This window comes from Paenibacillus sp. NEAU-GSW1, from assembly GCF_009737085.1.
GTDB lineage: Bacteria > Bacillota > Bacilli > Paenibacillales > Paenibacillaceae > Pristimantibacillus.
On the sequence record NZ_WOVL01000007.1, the window covers coordinates 133,486 to 151,493 of the forward strand.

General features: G+C 42.0%; 15 protein-coding genes. 12 read left to right on the top strand and 3 right to left on the bottom strand.

The window, feature by feature from the left end; translation table 11 throughout:
• Positions 1–263: 263 nt before the first annotated feature.
• The 5 genes from GOM71_RS07020 to GOM71_RS07040 all read left to right on the top strand — a co-directional run bounded on the left by GOM71_RS07020 (position 264) and on the right by GOM71_RS07040 (position 5,198).
• Positions 264–617: a BlaI/MecI/CopY family transcriptional regulator gene (locus GOM71_RS07020; protein ID WP_253944742.1), complete on the top strand. Its 354-nt coding sequence runs from the start codon at positions 264–266 to the stop codon at positions 615–617.
• 9 nt (positions 618–626) lie between these two features.
• The gene (locus tag GOM71_RS07025) at positions 627–2,300 is read left to right on the top strand and encodes a M56 family metallopeptidase (RefSeq protein WP_156279207.1); all 1,674 of its coding nucleotides are present in this window, start codon (positions 627–629) and stop codon (positions 2,298–2,300) included.
• A 182-nt stretch (positions 2,301–2,482) separates the two neighbouring features.
• Entirely contained in the window at positions 2,483–3,343 is an 861-nt protein-coding gene (locus GOM71_RS07030; RefSeq protein WP_173275317.1) for a DMT family transporter, read from the top strand.
• 194 nt (positions 3,344–3,537) lie between these two features.
• Positions 3,538–4,104, top strand: coding sequence for a DUF4256 domain-containing protein (locus tag GOM71_RS07035; protein ID WP_156279211.1), 567 nt, complete (start codon positions 3,538–3,540; stop codon positions 4,102–4,104).
• A 38-nt stretch (positions 4,105–4,142) separates the two neighbouring features.
• A complete protein-coding gene (locus GOM71_RS07040; protein WP_156279213.1) occupies positions 4,143–5,198 on the top strand; it encodes an ankyrin repeat domain-containing protein in 1,056 nt (351 codons plus the stop codon).
• Between the two features lie 52 nt (positions 5,199–5,250).
• On the opposite strand, the gene GOM71_RS07045 is transcribed toward GOM71_RS07040, so the two are convergent.
• Positions 5,251–5,811 (bottom strand): histidine phosphatase family protein, encoded by a 561-nt coding sequence (locus tag GOM71_RS07045; RefSeq protein ID WP_156279215.1) that lies wholly within the window; start codon positions 5,809–5,811, stop codon positions 5,251–5,253.
• A gap of 159 nt (positions 5,812–5,970) precedes the next feature.
• On the opposite strand from GOM71_RS07045, the gene GOM71_RS24865 reads away from it, so the two are divergent.
• Positions 5,971–6,936 (top strand): ornithine carbamoyltransferase, encoded by a 966-nt coding sequence (locus GOM71_RS24865; RefSeq protein ID WP_367649499.1) that lies wholly within the window; start codon positions 5,971–5,973, stop codon positions 6,934–6,936.
• Between the two features lie 324 nt (positions 6,937–7,260).
• Here GOM71_RS24865 and GOM71_RS07055 read toward each other — a convergent pair whose 3' ends face one another.
• Positions 7,261–7,944, bottom strand: coding sequence for a hypothetical protein (locus tag GOM71_RS07055; RefSeq protein ID WP_173275320.1), 684 nt, complete (start codon positions 7,942–7,944; stop codon positions 7,261–7,263).
• 293 nt (positions 7,945–8,237) lie between these two features.
• Between GOM71_RS07055 and GOM71_RS07060 the strand changes: the two genes are divergently transcribed.
• The 4 genes from GOM71_RS07060 to GOM71_RS07075 all read left to right on the top strand — a co-directional run bounded on the left by GOM71_RS07060 (position 8,238) and on the right by GOM71_RS07075 (position 14,759).
• Positions 8,238–9,119 (top strand): response regulator, encoded by an 882-nt coding sequence (locus tag GOM71_RS07060; RefSeq protein ID WP_156279219.1) that lies wholly within the window; start codon positions 8,238–8,240, stop codon positions 9,117–9,119.
• A 359-nt stretch (positions 9,120–9,478) separates the two neighbouring features.
• Entirely contained in the window at positions 9,479–10,162 is a 684-nt protein-coding gene (locus GOM71_RS07065) for a HEAT repeat domain-containing protein (RefSeq protein WP_253944732.1), read from the top strand.
• On the top strand, positions 10,159–11,580 hold the full coding sequence (locus GOM71_RS07070) for a glycosyltransferase family 2 protein (protein ID WP_156279223.1): 1,422 nt from the start codon (positions 10,159–10,161) through the stop codon (positions 11,578–11,580). The genes GOM71_RS07065 and GOM71_RS07070 overlap by 4 nt, the downstream gene beginning before the upstream one ends.
• Positions 11,577–14,759 carry a hypothetical protein gene (locus tag GOM71_RS07075; RefSeq protein ID WP_156279225.1) on the top strand — a complete coding sequence of 1,061 codons (3,183 nt, stop codon included), beginning with the start codon at positions 11,577–11,579 and terminating at the stop codon, positions 14,757–14,759. Before GOM71_RS07070 ends, GOM71_RS07075 begins: the two co-directional genes overlap by 4 nt.
• Before the next feature lie 411 nt (positions 14,760–15,170).
• On the opposite strand, the gene GOM71_RS07080 is transcribed toward GOM71_RS07075, so the two are convergent.
• The gene (locus GOM71_RS07080) at positions 15,171–16,544 is read right to left on the bottom strand and encodes a recombinase family protein (protein ID WP_253944733.1); all 1,374 of its coding nucleotides are present in this window, start codon (positions 16,542–16,544) and stop codon (positions 15,171–15,173) included.
• A gap of 318 nt (positions 16,545–16,862) precedes the next feature.
• Between GOM71_RS07080 and GOM71_RS07085 the strand changes: the two genes are divergently transcribed.
• Together GOM71_RS07085 and GOM71_RS07090 are read left to right on the top strand one after the other, a co-directional pair.
• Positions 16,863–17,390 carry a hypothetical protein gene (locus GOM71_RS07085; RefSeq protein ID WP_156279227.1) on the top strand — a complete coding sequence of 176 codons (528 nt, stop codon included), beginning with the start codon at positions 16,863–16,865 and terminating at the stop codon, positions 17,388–17,390.
• 49 nt (positions 17,391–17,439) lie between these two features.
• Entirely contained in the window at positions 17,440–17,844 is a 405-nt protein-coding gene (locus GOM71_RS07090) for a hypothetical protein (protein ID WP_156279229.1), read from the top strand.
• Positions 17,845–18,008 lie beyond the last annotated feature (164 nt).

Genomic DNA, 18,008 nt, shown 5'->3' on the forward strand with positions numbered 1-18,008 from the left:
AGGGGGAGTGTACCCCTCTTTTTTTGTTAACTTGGACACATAAGGGTTGGATATGAAACGATGGATTGACGTCGAATAATCGGCGTCTTTTTCATTTTGAATATTAAAATTCAAAGACAATCAAGAAGGGCTGCATGAGGAAGAGAGAATAGGTGTAAGAAAATTACAGGATTATATTTACAATTGCATTCTACTACAGTAGAATCCTGATATGTGATTCTACAGCAGTAGAATATATATGAATGAGGTGATTTCTTTTGGTTATGAAGTTATTCGATAGTGAGCTTAATATTATGGAAATCTTGTGGAAAGAAGGCGATACAGCTGCAAAGAGGATTGCAGAAATCACAAAGGAAAAAATAGGGTGGAGCAAGACTACTACGTATACCATTATCAAAAGATGCCTTGATAAAGGGGCGATTGAACGACGGGAACCTAATTTCGTTTGCCATGCGCTTGTTACACGAGAGCAAGCGCAAGAACACGAAACAACAGAGTTGATTAATAAAATGTATGATGGCGCCCCCGACAGACTGATTGCTTCATTGTTGGGACAGAAACGACTGTCGACAGAAGAGATTAGCCGCTTGAAACGTCTTATCGATAGCATGGAATGAGGTGAGGGAATGTCGTTACTTCAAATAAGTATCGCGGCTTCTGTCTTTATTCTTGCAGTTATTTTCTTACGTTTCTTGCTTATTCACAAGCTGCCCAAAATGACCTTTATGATTCTTTGGGGTGTTGCATTAATTCAGTTGCTTGTACCTGTTTCAGTTCAATCGCAATTTAGCATTTTTACGGCAGCGGAACATTTAAGCAGAATGTTTACAGCGCCAAAATTGATTCCCACGCCAGGAAGTTCAACATCTATTAATGGAACTACGGTAATCCTGCCACCAATTACGGAACATGTGACCGCGCCGATTATGCCATTGCAGACGGCTTCACAAATATCGCCTTTTGTTTGGGTGTGGTTAGTTGGTTTTACGTTATTTGCTTTATTTTTTATCATTCCGCATTTAAGGTATCGCAAAATCTACAAAATGGCTGTGCCTATTAGAAACGATTTTATAAGAAAATGGCAGCATTCAAATTTGTTATGGCGAGATGTTCAAATCAGGCAACTAGATCATATTTCGACTCCGCTTACATACGGTATTTTTCGACCTGTTGTACTCTTGCCGAAAAATTTAGACTATGACGATGAAAAACAGCTTGCGCTTATCCTAACCCACGAATTTACGCATATCAAGCGATTCGACACACTACAAAAATGGATTCTTGCCATTAGCGTATGCGTCCATTGGTTCAATCCTTTTGTATGGGTCATGTATATTCTTGCCAACCGTGATATCGAGCTATTCTGTGATGAAACAGTCATACGAAAATTTGGGGAAAACACGAAACCTACTTATGCTAGGGCGCTTGTACGTTTGGAAGAAAAGAAATTCGGCTTGTCGCCGATGATTAGCAGCTTTTCCAAAAACTCAACCGAAGAAAGGATTATATCGATTATGAAAACCAAGAAAATCACGATCACCACGATGCTTCTCGCTATTGGGCTTGTCGCTAGTGTCGTTATCATTTTCGCGACTTCTGCATTGGACAAATCGGAAGTTTCTACGGGTGTCGACAATCCTACAGCACCTATAGCCTATAGTGTGCCCTCACTATATCAAGGTGGCGACACTACAATTGTGCCCGCATTATCTCAAGGTGCCGACGCCGCTACAGCTTTAATGCCGATCGATATAACATTCAACAAGAAATATGATGTACCGAAGTTGATAGACAGCCTCATGGCTTCAAAGTATCGTGCAGTTTATATGGACAACGAAATATATCTACGTGTCATGATGGATAACACAATACAGATAAGCAAAGATAAAGGCGCAGTTTGGAAAAAATATGATACAGATGAAGTCGATGCAAAAGATTTTGCAAATTGGCTGCTGATAAATGATCCGAATCCGGGCTATTCAATAGAAGAGATTCAGAATCGATTGGCAAACGGGGCAGAAGTAAAGCATTTATTGTTTGAAAATGTGAAGGAGATGTATTTTATAATCGATGGGAACGGCGTACAGATTGAACTTATACAGCCTGAAAAAATAGCTTCTGTTCTGATTGACGGTCAAAGGATGATGTTTACTACTGAGAGACTCCCGTATAATATATCTGCAAAGATGCTGAAATCATTTTACGACTTGTTAGTGTCGAACAATATACTTTCGGAAACTTATGCAAAACAAGATTATTGGGAAAGAATTAAGTTTCTTGAAAAAAATGACCTACTTTAAGTTGACGAAATAAAAGAAGGGGTACACCGGGGGAACGGGAGTATGAAGAGGCCGTCGTAGGGAAATCGAAGGCTATTGAAAGACACGGAATTGCTCTGCCGTGTCTTTTTTATGTTTCAATGATGTTCCAATATTAGGGATTAGATGGTAAAATGTTGATTTAATTATTTTCATTGGTTGCGGTGGGTGATGAGATGTTTGGTATAGCTGTTCTATTGGTACTTGGTTCAGGCTTCCTTCATTCGGTTTGGAACCTTTATACAAAGAAGAGTCTTGATAAGAATGTATTCCTCTGGTTCTGTCAGCTTGTTGCAACTATTGTTTTTTTACCGTGGGCTATCATGGAATGGGATAGGAGTCTAATAAACGGAACCGGTTTTATGATCATTCTTGCATCCATGCTTCTTCATGGAATGTATGTGATTTTACTCGCGGCTGCATATTCTGTAGGGGACTTGTCACAGGTTTATCCGATTATGAGGGGCACAAGCCCGGTACTAGTACCATTGCTCGGAGTGACATTGCTTAGTGAGAAATTAACCGTCATGGGATGGTTCGGTGTTATCACGATTGTTCTAGGAATTGCTTTGTTAAGTAATATAAAGTTCAAACGTGTTGAATGGTCATCATCAAAAGCGCCTTTACTGGCATTAGTGGTGGGAATTTGTATAGCAAGCTATATAGTTGTGGATAAGATCGCCCTTGATTATGTATCCGCAGTCGTATTAAACGAAGCAACTAACCTTGGAAACCTATTGGTTCTTTCATGGGCAACATTCAATTCGGGCAGAATACGTAATGAGCTTAAAGCGAACTGGAAGATCATATTGCTCGGCGGAATTATCGCACCAGGAGGATATCTGCTCTTTTTATTTGCCCTATCTATCGCGCCAGTAGCACAGCTTGCACCGATGAGGGAGATAGGCACTGTATTCGGAACGGTTATGGGAATCTTCATTCTTCGAGAAAAACAAGGAACAAGGCGATTATTTACATCTTTTTTAATTACCATTGGTGTCATTATTATTGGAATTTGGGGATAGGACCATCTTGTTAATGAAGTGAAACTTATCGTCCCATTTATTGTATAATTAGGCATTGAAGGAGCTTATAAGATGGCAAATCCATTTGTTAATAAGAAGAAAGTACGTGGTTGGAAGAGAAGAATCTAAGTGCGAGGCTGCGGAGCACCAGTATCGCTCGCTAAAAAGCTGCCAATGTGAAAGGGGAACTTGAAATGTCCAACGATAAAAAAGTGTTGTCGCAGGAGCAGCGCGAAGATCTGCTCCGAACCTTAAAAGCCCGATTTGAGAAAAATATGAACCGCCACGAAGGCCTTGAATGGGCTAACGTACAAGCGAAGCTAGAAGCTCATGAGGAGAAACTAGGGCCGCTGCAAGAAATGGAGAATACCGGGGGCGAACCGGATGTCGTTGGGTATGACGCTCAAACGAACGAATTCGTCTTTTATGATTGTTCGACGGAGAGCCCTAAAGGGCGCAGGAGCATTTGCTACGACCGCGAAGCGTTGGAATCCCGGAAAGAACATAAGCCGCAGACGAGTGCGATCGACATGGCGGCTGACATGGGAATTGAGCTTCTGACCGAAGAACAATACCGGGAACTTCAAAAGCTAGGAAAGTTCGACTTGAAGACTTCGAGCTGGGTTGCCACTCCCGCAGCGATTAGAAAGCTTGGCGGAGCCCTCTTCTGTGATCGTCGTTACGATACAGTCTTCGTGTATCACAACGGCGCGGAGTCTTACTATGCCGCGAGAGGATTCAGAGGCTCGTTAAGCGTATAATTCACCACTGGAAAAGTATCTTTAACTGGGGGTTCATAATGGGGAAAAGAAGAAAAACGCTGCCTAAAAACTTCAGTGAATGGATAGAGGAAGGCGACATTTCCAAGCTGCAAGCGGTGTTTGAGCAATGCGAGTGGAACGCTACAGGAGGTTACAGCAAAGGAACCGCCTTGAGTTTTTACAAAATACCGGATGAGCTGGTTCGCTGGCTTGTTGAGCAAGGCGCGGACATCAATGCGGTAGATTCGTATAAACGTACCCCGTTGCATGCGCAAGCAAGCAGCTGGATCGGCAATGTCAGACTGCTTCTGGAATTGGGCTCAAACATGGAAGCGGTGGATTATCAAGGCGAGACTCCATTGCACGCAGCAGCTGGTTCGTATAAAACCAAGGCGGTTCAGGTATTGGTCAACAACGGCGCTAACATTCATGCTTTAAACAACAGCAGACAATCGCCGTTAGCACTGGCATTGGCAAGGTGCAGGAATATGGATATAGAGAGCTTGTCCCAAATAGCGGATATCCTGCTTGATGCCGGAACGCCGGTAACGCAGGAAATGATGGAATCGGTTAAGCGTATCGGCGAAACCTTCGAGTTTCATAGAGAAAACTTCAATAAGGACTACTTGGAAGCGACGGATGCCGCTTTATCTCACCTCTACGAACGATTTGAAGTTGCTCCGGTTAAAAATCGGCAGATGCACGACGGCTTATCACGGATCGAAGTTACTGCGATGGATTGGCAGGCACAGCATAAGGAATTATGGGATTTGCTAGTTCCGTCTCAAGGCCACGCGAAAACGGTGCAAGGAGAAGTCATTCGCATTACGGGCCGGGTATCGAATGAAATACTGGGCAATGGCGGCGGAAATTGGGATTCTGATTACAAAAGAATGCTGAAGGCTCTAATTATTCACCTTGGCTCGGGAAAGCCCTTGGATTCCTCATTGCTTATAGAGGCAGAAACCTTGGCAGAGAGCATTAAAAACGGAGACGGCGATGATGAACTCGCACGGCTATGCGAACTGGCGGTATGCTGGGTGCTTTCAAATCCAAATCCACTCCAGCTGGAGCAGCCTAATTATAAACGCTGATACGGGCATAGGCGGCAAAATCGAAAGGAGAGGTGTGGAGCCTCTCCTTTTCTTAATTCTCTCTATCCCAAATGTGTCTCACTTCAATGAGTTTCCGTTTATCAAAGCTTAATTTGTATATGTCAGGCATATCTAATTGTTTCCAAAAGTCGAAATCAAACCTTTTGTCCAGAACGTTCATCATTAACGCCATGATATTGCCATGGGTGCCGATTGCAATATTTTTGCCCTCATATTCGTACAATACCCTTTCGAGCGCTCGAAATCCTCTATTCTGGGCATCCGTGCTGGATTCTCCGCCTTCCCAGGCGAAGGAGAAGTCCTTCCACACCTTTGCGATTGCAAGGTCAAAGTCTTCAACAGGCTTCTCTGACAGCAGCCGCTCTCTAAAATCATCTTCTAGGATAATATCCAATCCATATATTCCAGTTAACCCTTCAATCGTTTGCATCGCTCTTTTATAGGGGCTAGAAATGAGGACATTCATATTTTCGCTCGCCAATAAGTTCGTTACTTTCCGAGCGTCTTCTTGTCCGCGTTCAGATAAGGGTCTATTTAATTCATCAGCAGAGTAAACAGAATGAGCATGCCGTACCAAATAAACGTTTGTCATTAACGGTCCCACCAATCCAATCAAATAAGATGCAGTAATATTTTAACACTTTCATAGGATTGGAAACAGATGGTTGACAGTTATTGGCTAATGAATTATTATTCATTAATGTGAATATATATTCATGATTATGTATAAATATGCAGTCGAGGTGACGATGTGAACCATTTATTATCCTTAAAAGATTTGAGTCCAGACGGCCTGAAGTCTATCATCCGAATGGGGATTGAGATCAAGAAGAACCCCGAGAAGTATGCGCATGCTTGTGAAAGAAAAGGTCTCCTTATGCTGTTCCAGAAAACATCGACCAGAACAAGCTTATCTTTTCAGTCGGGCATTAATCAGCTTGGGGGATATGCTGTCCAGATGGATTGGGATGCAAGCAATTTCAGTATTTCGCCCATCCAGTATGAGGCGCGTTATGTTTCAAGGAACTGTGATGTGATTATGGCGAGATTGAAAAACCATTCAGATTTACTGGAGCTAGCTAAATATTCGCAGGTGCCGGTCATCAATGGATGCTGCGATAAATATCATCCTTGCCAAGCATTAGCCGATCTGATGACCGTCTATGAGACGGCAGGGACTTTCTCGGAAATTACGATAACGTATGTCGGCATCCATAACAATGTAGCCAATTCATTGATAGCAGGCTGCATTTCATTAGGAGTTCAGCTTCTGCTTGTGACGCCTGTTATTAATGCGCCTTCATGGGATGAAGAGCTGATGGATAACGCAATCCAAAGCGGTTATGTGGAGACCGTAAACAGTCTGTCGGAGGCAGTTTCACGATCTCAGTTTGTTTACACGGATACATGGGTCGATATGGAGTTTTTTCAGGAGAGCCATTATGAGGATGAGAAGAATCGGAGATTGGAGCAAATGAAGCCTTTTCAGTTGAACAAAGAAAATCTTAACGGTCATTCCCCTTATATTATGCATGATATGCCTATTCATCCCGGATACGAAATCGAAGAAGAACTGATTGAATCCGACAAATCCATTATCTATCAACAGGCTGAAAACAGAATGCATGTTCAAAAGGCGCTGCTGCTGTATTTGCTCGATCAGAACGAAGGGCTGCAGATGCCTGATCATACTGGATTAGCGAACCAGACTCGCTAAATAACGAAGTGAATTTCGCTGCTGGCAAGCTGGGAATGCGGATAATGGCGGGCAGCGAATCCAGTTGCTCTATTAGCGAAATGAGTTGCTTGGATAGAGAAAATGGTTTCGCTACCCGGTGAAATGACTGCCCGAAGGGCAAAATAGCGAAAACAGCTTCGTTATAAAGCGAAGCGGGTTCGCTATGCATGTCAATTTGAACGTACCGCACTCCTCGAAAATGAGTCTGGTGTGCTTCAGCTTGATCCGAAAATCAAAGCTTTGTTGGATCGTCTAAATCGTTAGAATGTTAAAGGCCGGACGTTGTGTCCGGCCTTATGTTTTTTAACCGACCCTTGCGGCTTCAAAACGGGTATCGAAATCGGGAACGATGCGGCCTGCAATAAAGGAGCCAAAGAACACTTGAACTTCATCGCCTGCATTTAAACGAATGATGCCGGAGGTCGCAATCGTCCCGCTGCCGACAAGGAGTGAATCCTCGCTGTCACCGATCCGGTTAATGCCGTTTACACGGATAAACAAAGAAAAAAAGTTTTCTACATTTTCGTTCGCAACGAAACCGACACTAGCAATTAGGGTATAAATGCCGGTTTTTTTAGGGCGGAAGGTCGATGTCGCTGTATTGTACTCATTTTTAAGGTCGAAGGATTCCAAGTTATATTGTACCTGGCTTAAGAAGGGCGTTACGGGTTGAGCAGAGAGGGCGGTAGCGCCAAATGCGGATTTGCAGCCGCAAGTGCTCGTTTTGCAGGCGCAAAACTTTTTCACAGGACGTTTGAAGGTGGCTTTTCTCCGTTTTCTGGACCCTTTATTGATGACAATTTTTATTTTGTTAATATTTTTGTTCACTGTTTTTTTCGTCGTCGAGCCCTTGGCCGCAGATCTTTTTTTCACCGCCCCTTTAATGACTGCTTGTCTCTTTGCTGCACTTTTGGTTACTCGTTTGCTGGAGATAGCGGCTTTAACTCTGCTCGTCAGACTAAGCTTTCGCGGTTGTTTCTTTAACACCATATAATCACCATCCTCTATGAATCTAGCATTCGTGATAGATTATTCCTCCAGCCTTCGAAGTGCTTGGACAATAGACGATGTGAAAGATCGGATGAGCAAAGGCTGCCTCGACAAAAAAACGGGGGAAGGGGATGAAACATATTCCGATTGTTTTTTTCTATATTATGGGCATTAGTCGACATATTACACTAAGTTATGATATTCTCTCTGTGAGAATGTAGTCAACTTGTTGATGCGCTTTGAATCTATGATGATTTTTAATCAGATGAATATGAAGCGGGTGATCAACTATGGGGAAAAAAGCAGTCATAGAAGATATTATGGGTGAGCGGGAAGTAAAACAGTACTTTGAAATTTGGCTCGAGACAATCATTCGTTCGCGCCTTCCGATAACAGCAATCTTCTTAAAGGCGATGGCTTCTTTACATGGATCGGATGAACAAGAACATAGCGTGCAAGAGCAGGTTGCATTATTTTTGCAATCCAAACTACGCAAAACGGATTTGCTTTTCCAGCTATCGGATGGAAACCATTGGGGGATTTTCTTTCTTCAGAACAGCGCTGTTGAAGCAAAGGCATTTTTGAATCGGATTTTTTCTGTTTTAAAGGAAGAACAATCTCATTCCATAGAGTTGAAGGCTTCTATTACAGAAATACGGAACAATGATGTTACGTTTGAAGCTTTAATTAACAAAAATAAACAGCGGCTCGCTGATGACGAGCAATCAAGCTGGGCGATTGAAGAGATTGCCGATTATCGTATGCAGCCCATTGAGGCTGTAAAGGTAAGCATCATAGAGCATAATGAAATATTTCGACAAGTGCTTGAGATAACACTTAACCAATTGGATCTTCCTCATTTCACCTTTGACATTACTGCTTACGAAGATGGCTACAGTTTTTTGGAAAGGGATCATTATAAATCCGGACAACTCCATCTTATTTTGATGAATGATATTTTGCCTCGTAAAAATGGTTTCGAAATTTTGCACCATTTGCGAAAAATGCCGAATGCCAAGAAGTTTATTATTTACATGATGTCAGAACGGAATTATGAAGGTGCAATGCTTAATGCTTATGAAAGCGGCGTAGACGAATATATAGTAAAGCCATTTAATCTGCGGTTGCTAGAGGCGAAAATCAAGCGGACATTTGCGAGGTTCTGGTTATGATCGATTTGTCTATTTCCTTTCTCCTAATCATCATAGCCGCTATATTAGCCATTCTAGTGTTTTTTACGGTTTACTTGCTTGTCCAGCGGGAGCGTGAAGCTTCTTTCAATGTGAAGCGTAAGTCCTTCTTGCAGCGATCTACGCCGCTTTGGAATGACTATTTATTTGAAGAAGGACTATTTTCTGTTCGATTGGCGCCGCGGAGCAGGGCGGATGTCGAGGCCATTGAAATGATATTTTTATCCTACCTCAAAAATATTGCAAGCCCGGCAATGCGACTGGAAATAAAAAACTTTTCCAATCGTTACCTAAAGGAATTCTATAAAAAGGATTTGGTAAGTAAACGCTGGAGTACTCGGATGAATGCACTATATCGTATTGCTGATTTTGGTATAGATGAATTGCTGGATACTTGCCAAAGCCTTGAGCATAAAAAAGTTTCGAAGGAAGAGCGTTTTCAGCTGTTAAAAATCTATTCGCTTTTTCAGCCGGAGTTGTTCACGCAAAAGCTGAAACAGCTGCAGGACGACTATTCCGAGAGTGAATATCGAAGATTGCTTGTATTGCTGGATGATGATTTATTCATCCGGTTCTTTGATGCTTTTCAAGACTGGTCGTTGAATATTCAATTTGCGCTGATCGATACGGCGGCCGTAAGAAGAAATGCACCGTATGTTGATAAATTAAAGCATTTGCTATCGCATGATAATGCCGAGATCAGAATCAGAGCTTTAAAGGGAATTTATGAAATCGGTATTATTGATGAGATCGAGATCTATTTGCCGTTTGTTAGCTCGGAGGTATGGGAGGAGCGCTTGATGGCGGCCAAAATTTTTAAACATACGCCGCTAGCCAACATATATACGTATCTGGAGCAGCTCCTTCAGGATGAAAACTGGCGGGTACGTTCTCAAGCTGCCGAAACGATTGCCGAAGCTCGACAAGGCGGCGAAAGACTGCAGCAATTTATTCAATACGCTGATGACGAATATGCGGTCGATATGGCAAAAGAAACGCTAATGAGAAAGCGGGAAAGCAGATGAACATGTTAGATTACGGTATGCGGTTTTTTGGCGGCGTCATTCTATTCTACATGTTATTTGTCATTATTTCGTATTGCATGATGTTTATAACGGCTATGATTGACGTACGCAAGCGTTATCGCCTAGATCCTTCGGAGTATGACGATGCGCATATTGATGCCTTTTATTCCAAGCCGGTATCTTTGCTTGTTCCTGCTTACAATGAGGAGGTAGGCGTTGTCGATACCGTCTATTCCTTATTGAATTTACGCTATCCGCAAACGGAAATTATTATTATCAACGATGGATCTACAGACAGCACGCTTCAGACGATCATTGATCATTTTGAAATGAAGCCTGTAAAAAAAAAGATCCACGAGCATATTCCGACAAAACAGGTTATCCAAGTTTACGAATCTGCCATTTATAGCAACTGTATATTAATAGATAAAGTAAATGGCGGCAAGGCAGATGCCTTGAATGTCGGGATTAATCTATCGAAATACCCGTATTTTTGTTCGATTGATGGAGATTCCATATTGGACGAGAAGTCATTGCTGCGTGTTATGAAGCCGATTATTTTATCCGATGGAGAAGTCATCGCGGCAGGCGGCAATATCCGCATCGCCAATGGTGCGAAAATGCAGCTTGGTTCCGTTTATGAGACAAGATTGCCTGAAAATTACTTGGTCATCATGCAGGTTGTCGAATATTTAAGAGCCTTTTTAATGGGGCGTATCGCGTTAAGCAAATTTAATCTGGTACTTATTATTTCAGGCGCCTTTAGTGTATTCTCTAAAAAATGGGCGGTTGAAGCCGGAGGATATTCGGCTAATCTCATAGGAGAAGATATGGAGCTTGTCGTCCATATTCATCGCTTGATTAAAGAGAAAAAGGAGAAGAAGCGGATTGAATTTGTGCCAGACCCGGTATGCTGGACAGAAGCGCCGCAAACAGCGAAAGTGCTGCGAAATCAACGCAGACGATGGCATCAAGGATTAATCGAAAGTTTGTGGAAACATAAGAAAATGACGCTCAATCCTAAATATGGGGCGATCGGACTCATTTCCTTCCCTTATTTTTGGCTTGCTGAATGCTTGGGTCCCATTATCGAGCTCGGTGGCTATGTTTATATTGTTGCGGCCTTTTTCATGGGTAGTATTTATTATGAGATCTCAATTGCACTGGTGCTGCTGTTTATCATTTACGGGATGATTTTTTCGGTTGCATCCGTCTTATTCGAGGCTTGGAGCATGAATACTTATCCGAAAAAAAGAGAACTGCTGCACATCCTTGTGCTGTCATTGACTGAAATGTTCTGGTATCGGCCGCTTACGCTGTTATGGCGCTGTGAAGGTCTATTCCGTTTTGTCATTGGAAAAAGTGAGTGGGGCAATATGAAACGCGTCGGTATCGCTGAAAAGGGGAAAAGCGCATGAAGCGGATTAATATCATTGTCATCATCGTAGTCATTGTTCTAGCAGCTCTTCTTACGCCGATTGTATGGTGGTATGCAGAGGATGAAAAACCGCTGAACGTGGCCATATTGGATAAGACAGTTCCCAATGAAACCTATCGCGAGCATTTAGGCGTAAACTGGTTTTTAAATCATTATAAATATACCATTGATGAGCAAGCGTATAACTTGAGAGAGCATTACTATGGCACGCTTCCTAATGATGCTGCGAAACAGGTGGAACAAAAGCCGTTTCCAGCAGACTTCAACCATTATGATGTGATTTATTTAGCAGATAGTTATGGCGTATACAAGGATGACTTTACAGAGCGCAGCCGTTTAGGCGAACGTTCGGAAAAAATGGTCGGCGGCCTGGAGATGGAAGAATGGCAGAAGATTGCGGCTCGCTTAGCCAGTCCTAAAAAAAGCATGCTGATCGCAGAATTCAATTCGTTTGCTTCGCCAACATCAGAACCAGTCAGAAGAGAGCTGCAAGACTATTTAGGGCTTGCATGGTCAGGTTGGATTGGACGATATTTCGATGAACTGGATTATTATAAAAATGTAGAAATTCCGCAATGGGTAGTCGATCAATATGGGGATAACTGGCCTTACAAGGGCGGAGGTTTTATTCTCTTTAATGAGCTGACAGAGCAGCTTGTCGTATTAGAGCAGAAGAAGCATGTCAGAACAGCAGGCATCAAGGTGCAGTTCACGGATAAAGGAAAACAGTTTTTCGGCAAATCTGCCAATTCGGAATACCAATACTGGTTCGATATTGTTACGCCTAATTATGAAGAGGATATGTTGGCGCGGTACGCATGGGATTTAACGGATGAAGGAATTGCGAGGCTGGAGGAGTTCGGTATCCCTCAGCAATTTGCAGCCATTGTATCGCAGGAAAAGCGATATACAACGAGTTACTATTTCGCCGGCGACTTTAATGATGTAGCGCGTGTGCCAAGTATCTATCAAATTAAAGGCTTGCCCACGGTATATAAATATTTGGAGAAGTATGCGGATCGCTCCTTTTACTGGTCGATTTATACGCCGGTCATGAAGAAAATAGTTGAACATTTTGAAGATAAACAAATTGAAGCGGTGAATCAGGAACAGCTGAATTATAACGCGCGCATTCAAGGAAAAGCTTTTGAAGTGATGAAGGATGGCAAATGGGAGCCGATCGTCATGAAAGGCGTCAATATCGGAATGGGCAAGCCGGGTGCTTTCCCTGGAGAAGCAGCCATTACGGAGGAAGAATATTACCGTTGGTTCAATCAAATTGCCGAGATGAATGCCAATATGATACGCGTATATACGATACATCCTCCCGGATTTTATCGCGCGCTGGCCAAATACAACGAGGAGCATCCGGAACAGCCGCTTTATGTGCTTCATGGCGCATGGATAGATGAGGGAAATCTGGAAGAGTCGCTGGATGCTTACGAGAAAGAAAACCTGGCGCAGTTTCAGCAAGAAATGAAACGCTTGGTTGATGTCATTCATGGTAACATTTATATTAAGCCTGAGCCAGGTCATGCTTCGGGACTATACGATGCGGATGTCTCCAAATATGTCGTTGGCTGGGTGCTGGGCATCGAGTGGTACCCGAAAATGGTTGTCGGCACGAACGAGAAGCATGCCAATATCGGACAGTATGACGGTACCTATTTCGAGACGAAAAAGGCAGCGCCGTTTGAAATTTGGCTGGCGGAACAAATGGATCTGATCACGGTTTACGAGAAGGATAAATACAATTGGATGCGTCCCATGAGCTTTACAAACTGGGTCACAACTGATTTGCTTGACCATCCGTCCGAACCGTCTAAAGATGAGGATTTAGTAAGCGTGAATCCAAATGTGATCTATACGAAGGGCGACATGCAAGCCATTGGCGAGTTTGCTTCCTATCATGTGTACCCTTATTACCCCGATTTTTTTAACTATGATCGAGATTATTTAAATGACGTCGATTTTAGAGGCAACAAAAACAGCTATGCTGCCTATTTAAAGGAGCTGCATGCAGCGCATCGCATGCCTGTTCTGATTGCTGAATTCGGCATTCCAGGTTCCCGCGGAATGACCCATGAGAATGTTTACGGCTGGAATCAAGGATTCATGTCTGAGCAAGCGCAAGGAGAAACGCTGCAGCATTTGTTTGAAGACATTATGCATGAAGGATTGCTTGGCGGTCTTGTGTTCACCTGGCAGGATGAATGGTTCAAGCGGACTTGGAATACGGAGGATTACGATAATCCCAATCGCCGGCCGTTCTGGTCCAATACGCAAACAAATGAGCAGCAGTTTGGCTTATTAAGCTTTGATCGACTGAAAGTTAAAGCAGACGGAAATACAGAGGAGTGGGGAGGAACGCAATTATTTGGCACGTCACCCTCTGAAGCGACCGATTTTGCTGTCGATTATGATGAGCAATATTTGTATATCAAATTAAAAAGCGAGCTGCTGGAAAAAGCATCTCCTCGTATTTTATTAGATGTCGTACCTGAACAAGGGAATAGGTCAGCGACAACGATCAAAGATATTACGTTTTCCAATGGCGTCGATTTTATTGTTGAGCTGAATAAAAATGATGATTCTCGTATCGTCATCGATGAGTATTACGATATGTATGATTATTTGTACAGTCGGAGTACCAAGCAGATTCCACCTCGCATGGAGGTTCCCGTTAATAACAGCGGTAAATTTGCGCCCATCTACTATGCTTTGAATAAGCAGATGTATTTGCCTGAGGAAGACAGAGTGACCGATTTCAGTTTCTATGAAACAGGCAAGCTGATGCAGGGGAATGCGAATCCGGAAGCGGAGGGCTATAACTCGCTTGTTGACTATAACTGGTCGGAGGACATTATTGAACTGCGTATTCCGTGGCTGTTGATTCAGGCAAAAGATCCGAGTCAGCGTGAATTTGTCGGAAATCTGCACAAAGACGGCGCAGAAGCGTCGGTTAAGGTTGAGCAAATTTATATCGGCGCAGTCTTTGTCGATGATGAAAATCAAGTCGTCGATTCTTTGCCGAAAGCAACGGGAAAAGTGCTTCCAGAGCTGGAGGCTTACACGTGGGAAACGTGGCAATTGCCAAAGTCTGAAGAGCGTTTGAAGCCATCTTATTCGATATTGCAAAAGCTGTTTGAAGCTTATTAAAAACTAGCATCCGTTCGACGATCATTAGAGATAACGGATGAGGAGATACATCGAGGACTCCTACAACGATTAATTGAACGAATTGAAGTAGCAGCCAGATGGCAGTTCACCATCCACTATAATTTTTAAAATCCGATATTGCTGGGGGCTTCAGCTGCCCCCTTTTATTTTACCTATATTAAGCACTCGTCACATGTGGAATGTACAGTGTTACTTAAATTAAGAGGGGCAAACGATTAAGCCCCTCTCTTTTCTAATGCCCCAAGTGAAGCGGGGCGGGTAATGTTGTAGTGTATTTCTTTGATTGTTCCGTCTTCGTTGATTTCGATTTTTTTGATAAGTCGTTGAAGAACCTGTTTCAATACTTGCTCATCATCAATATCTAATTTAGCGAAGCGGGAGACTTTCTTCTTAAAGGCATGGAGCTGTTCTTCCGTGTCTTTTTTTGGTTTCTAAAGCAACTTCAAGTTCTAGCTTTTTTTGAGACAGTTTACCTTGTTCTTCTTGGATATACTCGTTCTGAGCCTTGAATCGCTCAAGGTCGATATTTTTCTCCATATAAAGTTGTAACAAAGCTTGAAACTCTTTGTTTAACTTATTGAGACGATTTGTTACGTTCACTAATTCTTTCATGTACTTCGATTGTTGTTCGTTTGCTTTGCTGTTAGCCGCCCCATATAGCTTCTCTACCTTGACGGTATTAGCAATTAATTCCTTTAAGTCGCCTTTTACTGCTTGCAGTAAAGTATTTGCCCCGACTATATGAGACGAGTAATATGAAGCAGAGTGTTTAACGTACCCAACGCAAACATAAGCCCCTCCGTCCTTCTTTCTTCTGTCCTTACGGAAGGTCATTCCTTTACCGCAATCGGAGCAAACAGCGATATGAGCAAATAAACTTTCATTCCCATTGTTTTTGTTTTGCCCTTTTTGTTTCATCATTTCCAGTACCATAATATGTTCATCCATTGAAATAATAGCGGGGTGGGCATTTTCATGAACGATTTGTTGTTGGGTGTCTACCTTTTTACGTTTCTTCGAAATAAAATCCCTTGTTTCTTCTTGATGATGGACAAGAGTACCTGTATAAACAATGTTTTTAAGAATCAATCGTATTGTGCTTTGTCCCCATAAAGTTCCTGCATTACTTCCGCCTGACACTGTTCTTGGGGTGGGGATACCTTTGTCAATTAGATAATTGCTGATCTTGTACATTCCCCAATCCTGATAAAGATACAGGTCGAAAATTTCTCTGACTACAGGAGCATCAAGTTCAAGTCGTTTACCCGTGTTGTCTCGTTTATAACCAAAAGCAGGAAGAGAAGCCTTGTAGACTCCTTTCATTGCACTCGCTCTCAAACCCATTTTTATTCGTTCCGACGACTTGGAACTTTCTTCTTCAGCGAGTACCGCTCTCAAATTAAAGTTTAGTTTGCTTGTTCCTCCTGTCTCAGAGTCGTAACAATCTTCAGGTAAGATTAAGCGGATACCTTGATTCTCAATTTCTCGGGCAGTCAGAAGATTTTCAATAGTGTTTCTTCCTAACCTAGAAACCGATTTGGCAATTACAGCATCAAACTTCTTCTTTTTTGCGTCTTGAAGCAACTGAAGTAATTCCGCTCGTTTTTCTCTTGTAGCCCCGCTGATTCCGTTGTCCACGTATTGCCGGACAACAGTCCAACCACTTTGGGTGGCTATAGAAGTCGCAAATGAAATCTGATTCTCAAGACTGTTCTTCTGAGCGTCTCTTTTTGTACTCACACGTGCATATATAGCAACTCTCATATTACCTTACCGTCCCTTCCGTGTCCGATTCACAAGGAACAGCATTTGCTCTTTCTTCATGGTAAGAAGTACCCATAACTTTGTCAATTTGACTATTCAGAATGGATAGTAAGATGTCCTCTAGACTGGACGTTCCGGTAAAGGTTCGTTTGATTTTCATGATGTCATCCCCTCCTACTAGTAGTGGTCACTCTATGTAGGAAGAAAGGTGCGAACCTATTATGATAAGAAGTTGTGTTGAAGAAATGTCTTGTGGGATACTGGAATTAAGATAAGCATAGGTCAGTTTCAGATATTAATATTTAAGTATCGGGGGGATTGAATATTACTGACACTATATATGTACATGTTCGACATTGGCTATTTTGGTATGGAGTATATGGATTCTGCGACAAAAGTTGTAATGATGAAATTACATTGTTTTCTGACAAGGACAAAAATAACTTTTTAGGATATTTCGATTTATTGACTCAGCCCTGCCTCATAAATTTATTGAATAATGAACTAGATAAAACAGAAGACAAAGAATTTTGTGACGAGATTGAAGAGTTCATAAATGGAAATAAGGATATCGACTATAGTTATATATATCCGAGGGATGAAGAAGATATCTTATGTCAAGTTGACCACTTTGCACCGATGAATGATAAAGGCCACAAGCCTACCTACATTTATGTATGGTCAAAGCTTTCAAAAGATTGGGATATGATGAGTATTAATAGAATAGTAAAAATACTAGCAAACGATTTCTTACACATGGATATTAAAAAAGTGCAACTGTTAGACATACCGACATATGAAGAAACGAAAGTGTCATATGAAAAGGATTATGAACCTTACATCTGAGAACAACAGGTGGGGGGAGGTGAAGTAATAAAGTCTTGGGAGGATTTAGATGGCACTAGAACATGAGTTTTATCTCATTCCTATTACAATAGATGTAGAACGATTTTGGATGAATAGAGAAAACAATCCTAAAGTTATAGATAGTGTAGTGATACATGATGACATTGTTCAGTACGTTAGTGATACATTAAAATGGATTCCGAGTAGAAATCCAGCTCTAAATGGGACACCAGCTGGTGCGGGGATTAACTATCACGGCGTGACTCTTTTTGATGAGATTTCTGCTAGGAATTTAAAAAGTGTATTTTCCTCTTGGAGAGATTTATTTCTGAATTCACCGACAGCATTGGAGCTTACAGGAGAATTTGTTATGGTTGAGGGTGGGGAACAATCTGGTTATTATGAAAAGTTAGTTTATAATCGGATGAAATCATTAAGCAAATCGAAAAGATAATTTCATTTTCTGATAGATTGTCCGAAGGTAAATTTTATTTATACCATTGTGGAATATAGAGCTTTGCTTGAGACTGTAAAATAATTTGTGTAAACTCTCAAACCAATATGAATTAAACTAAGAGAAAGGTTGGTTTGAGAGGATGACACAAGTGGCACGATTTA

Bases quoted from the DNA above. Each gene is read 5' to 3' on its own strand.
- GOM71_RS07065 (WP_253944732.1), top strand. From the start codon at position 9,479: ATGAATGCACTATATCGTATTGCTGATTTTGGTATAGATGAATTGCTG.
- GOM71_RS07075 (WP_156279225.1), top strand. From the start codon at position 11,577: ATGAAGCGGATTAATATCATTGTCATCATCGTAGTCATTGTTCTAGCA.
- GOM71_RS07080 (WP_253944733.1), bottom strand. From the start codon at position 16,544: ATGAGAGTTGCTATATATGCACGTGTGAGTACAAAAAGAGACGCTCAG.
- GOM71_RS07040 (WP_156279213.1), top strand. From the start codon at position 4,143: ATGGGGAAAAGAAGAAAAACGCTGCCTAAAAACTTCAGTGAATGGATA.
- GOM71_RS07070 (WP_156279223.1), top strand. From the start codon at position 10,159: ATGAACATGTTAGATTACGGTATGCGGTTTTTTGGCGGCGTCATTCTA.
- GOM71_RS07035 (WP_156279211.1), top strand. From the start codon at position 3,538: ATGTCCAACGATAAAAAAGTGTTGTCGCAGGAGCAGCGCGAAGATCTG.
- GOM71_RS07090 (WP_156279229.1), top strand. From the start codon at position 17,440: ATGGCACTAGAACATGAGTTTTATCTCATTCCTATTACAATAGATGTA.
- GOM71_RS07045 (WP_156279215.1), bottom strand. From the start codon at position 5,811: ATGACAAACGTTTATTTGGTACGGCATGCTCATTCTGTTTACTCTGCT.
- GOM71_RS07060 (WP_156279219.1), top strand. From the start codon at position 8,238: ATGGGGAAAAAAGCAGTCATAGAAGATATTATGGGTGAGCGGGAAGTA.
- GOM71_RS07020 (WP_253944742.1), top strand. From the start codon at position 264: ATGAAGTTATTCGATAGTGAGCTTAATATTATGGAAATCTTGTGGAAA.
- GOM71_RS07025 (WP_156279207.1), top strand. From the start codon at position 627: ATGTCGTTACTTCAAATAAGTATCGCGGCTTCTGTCTTTATTCTTGCA.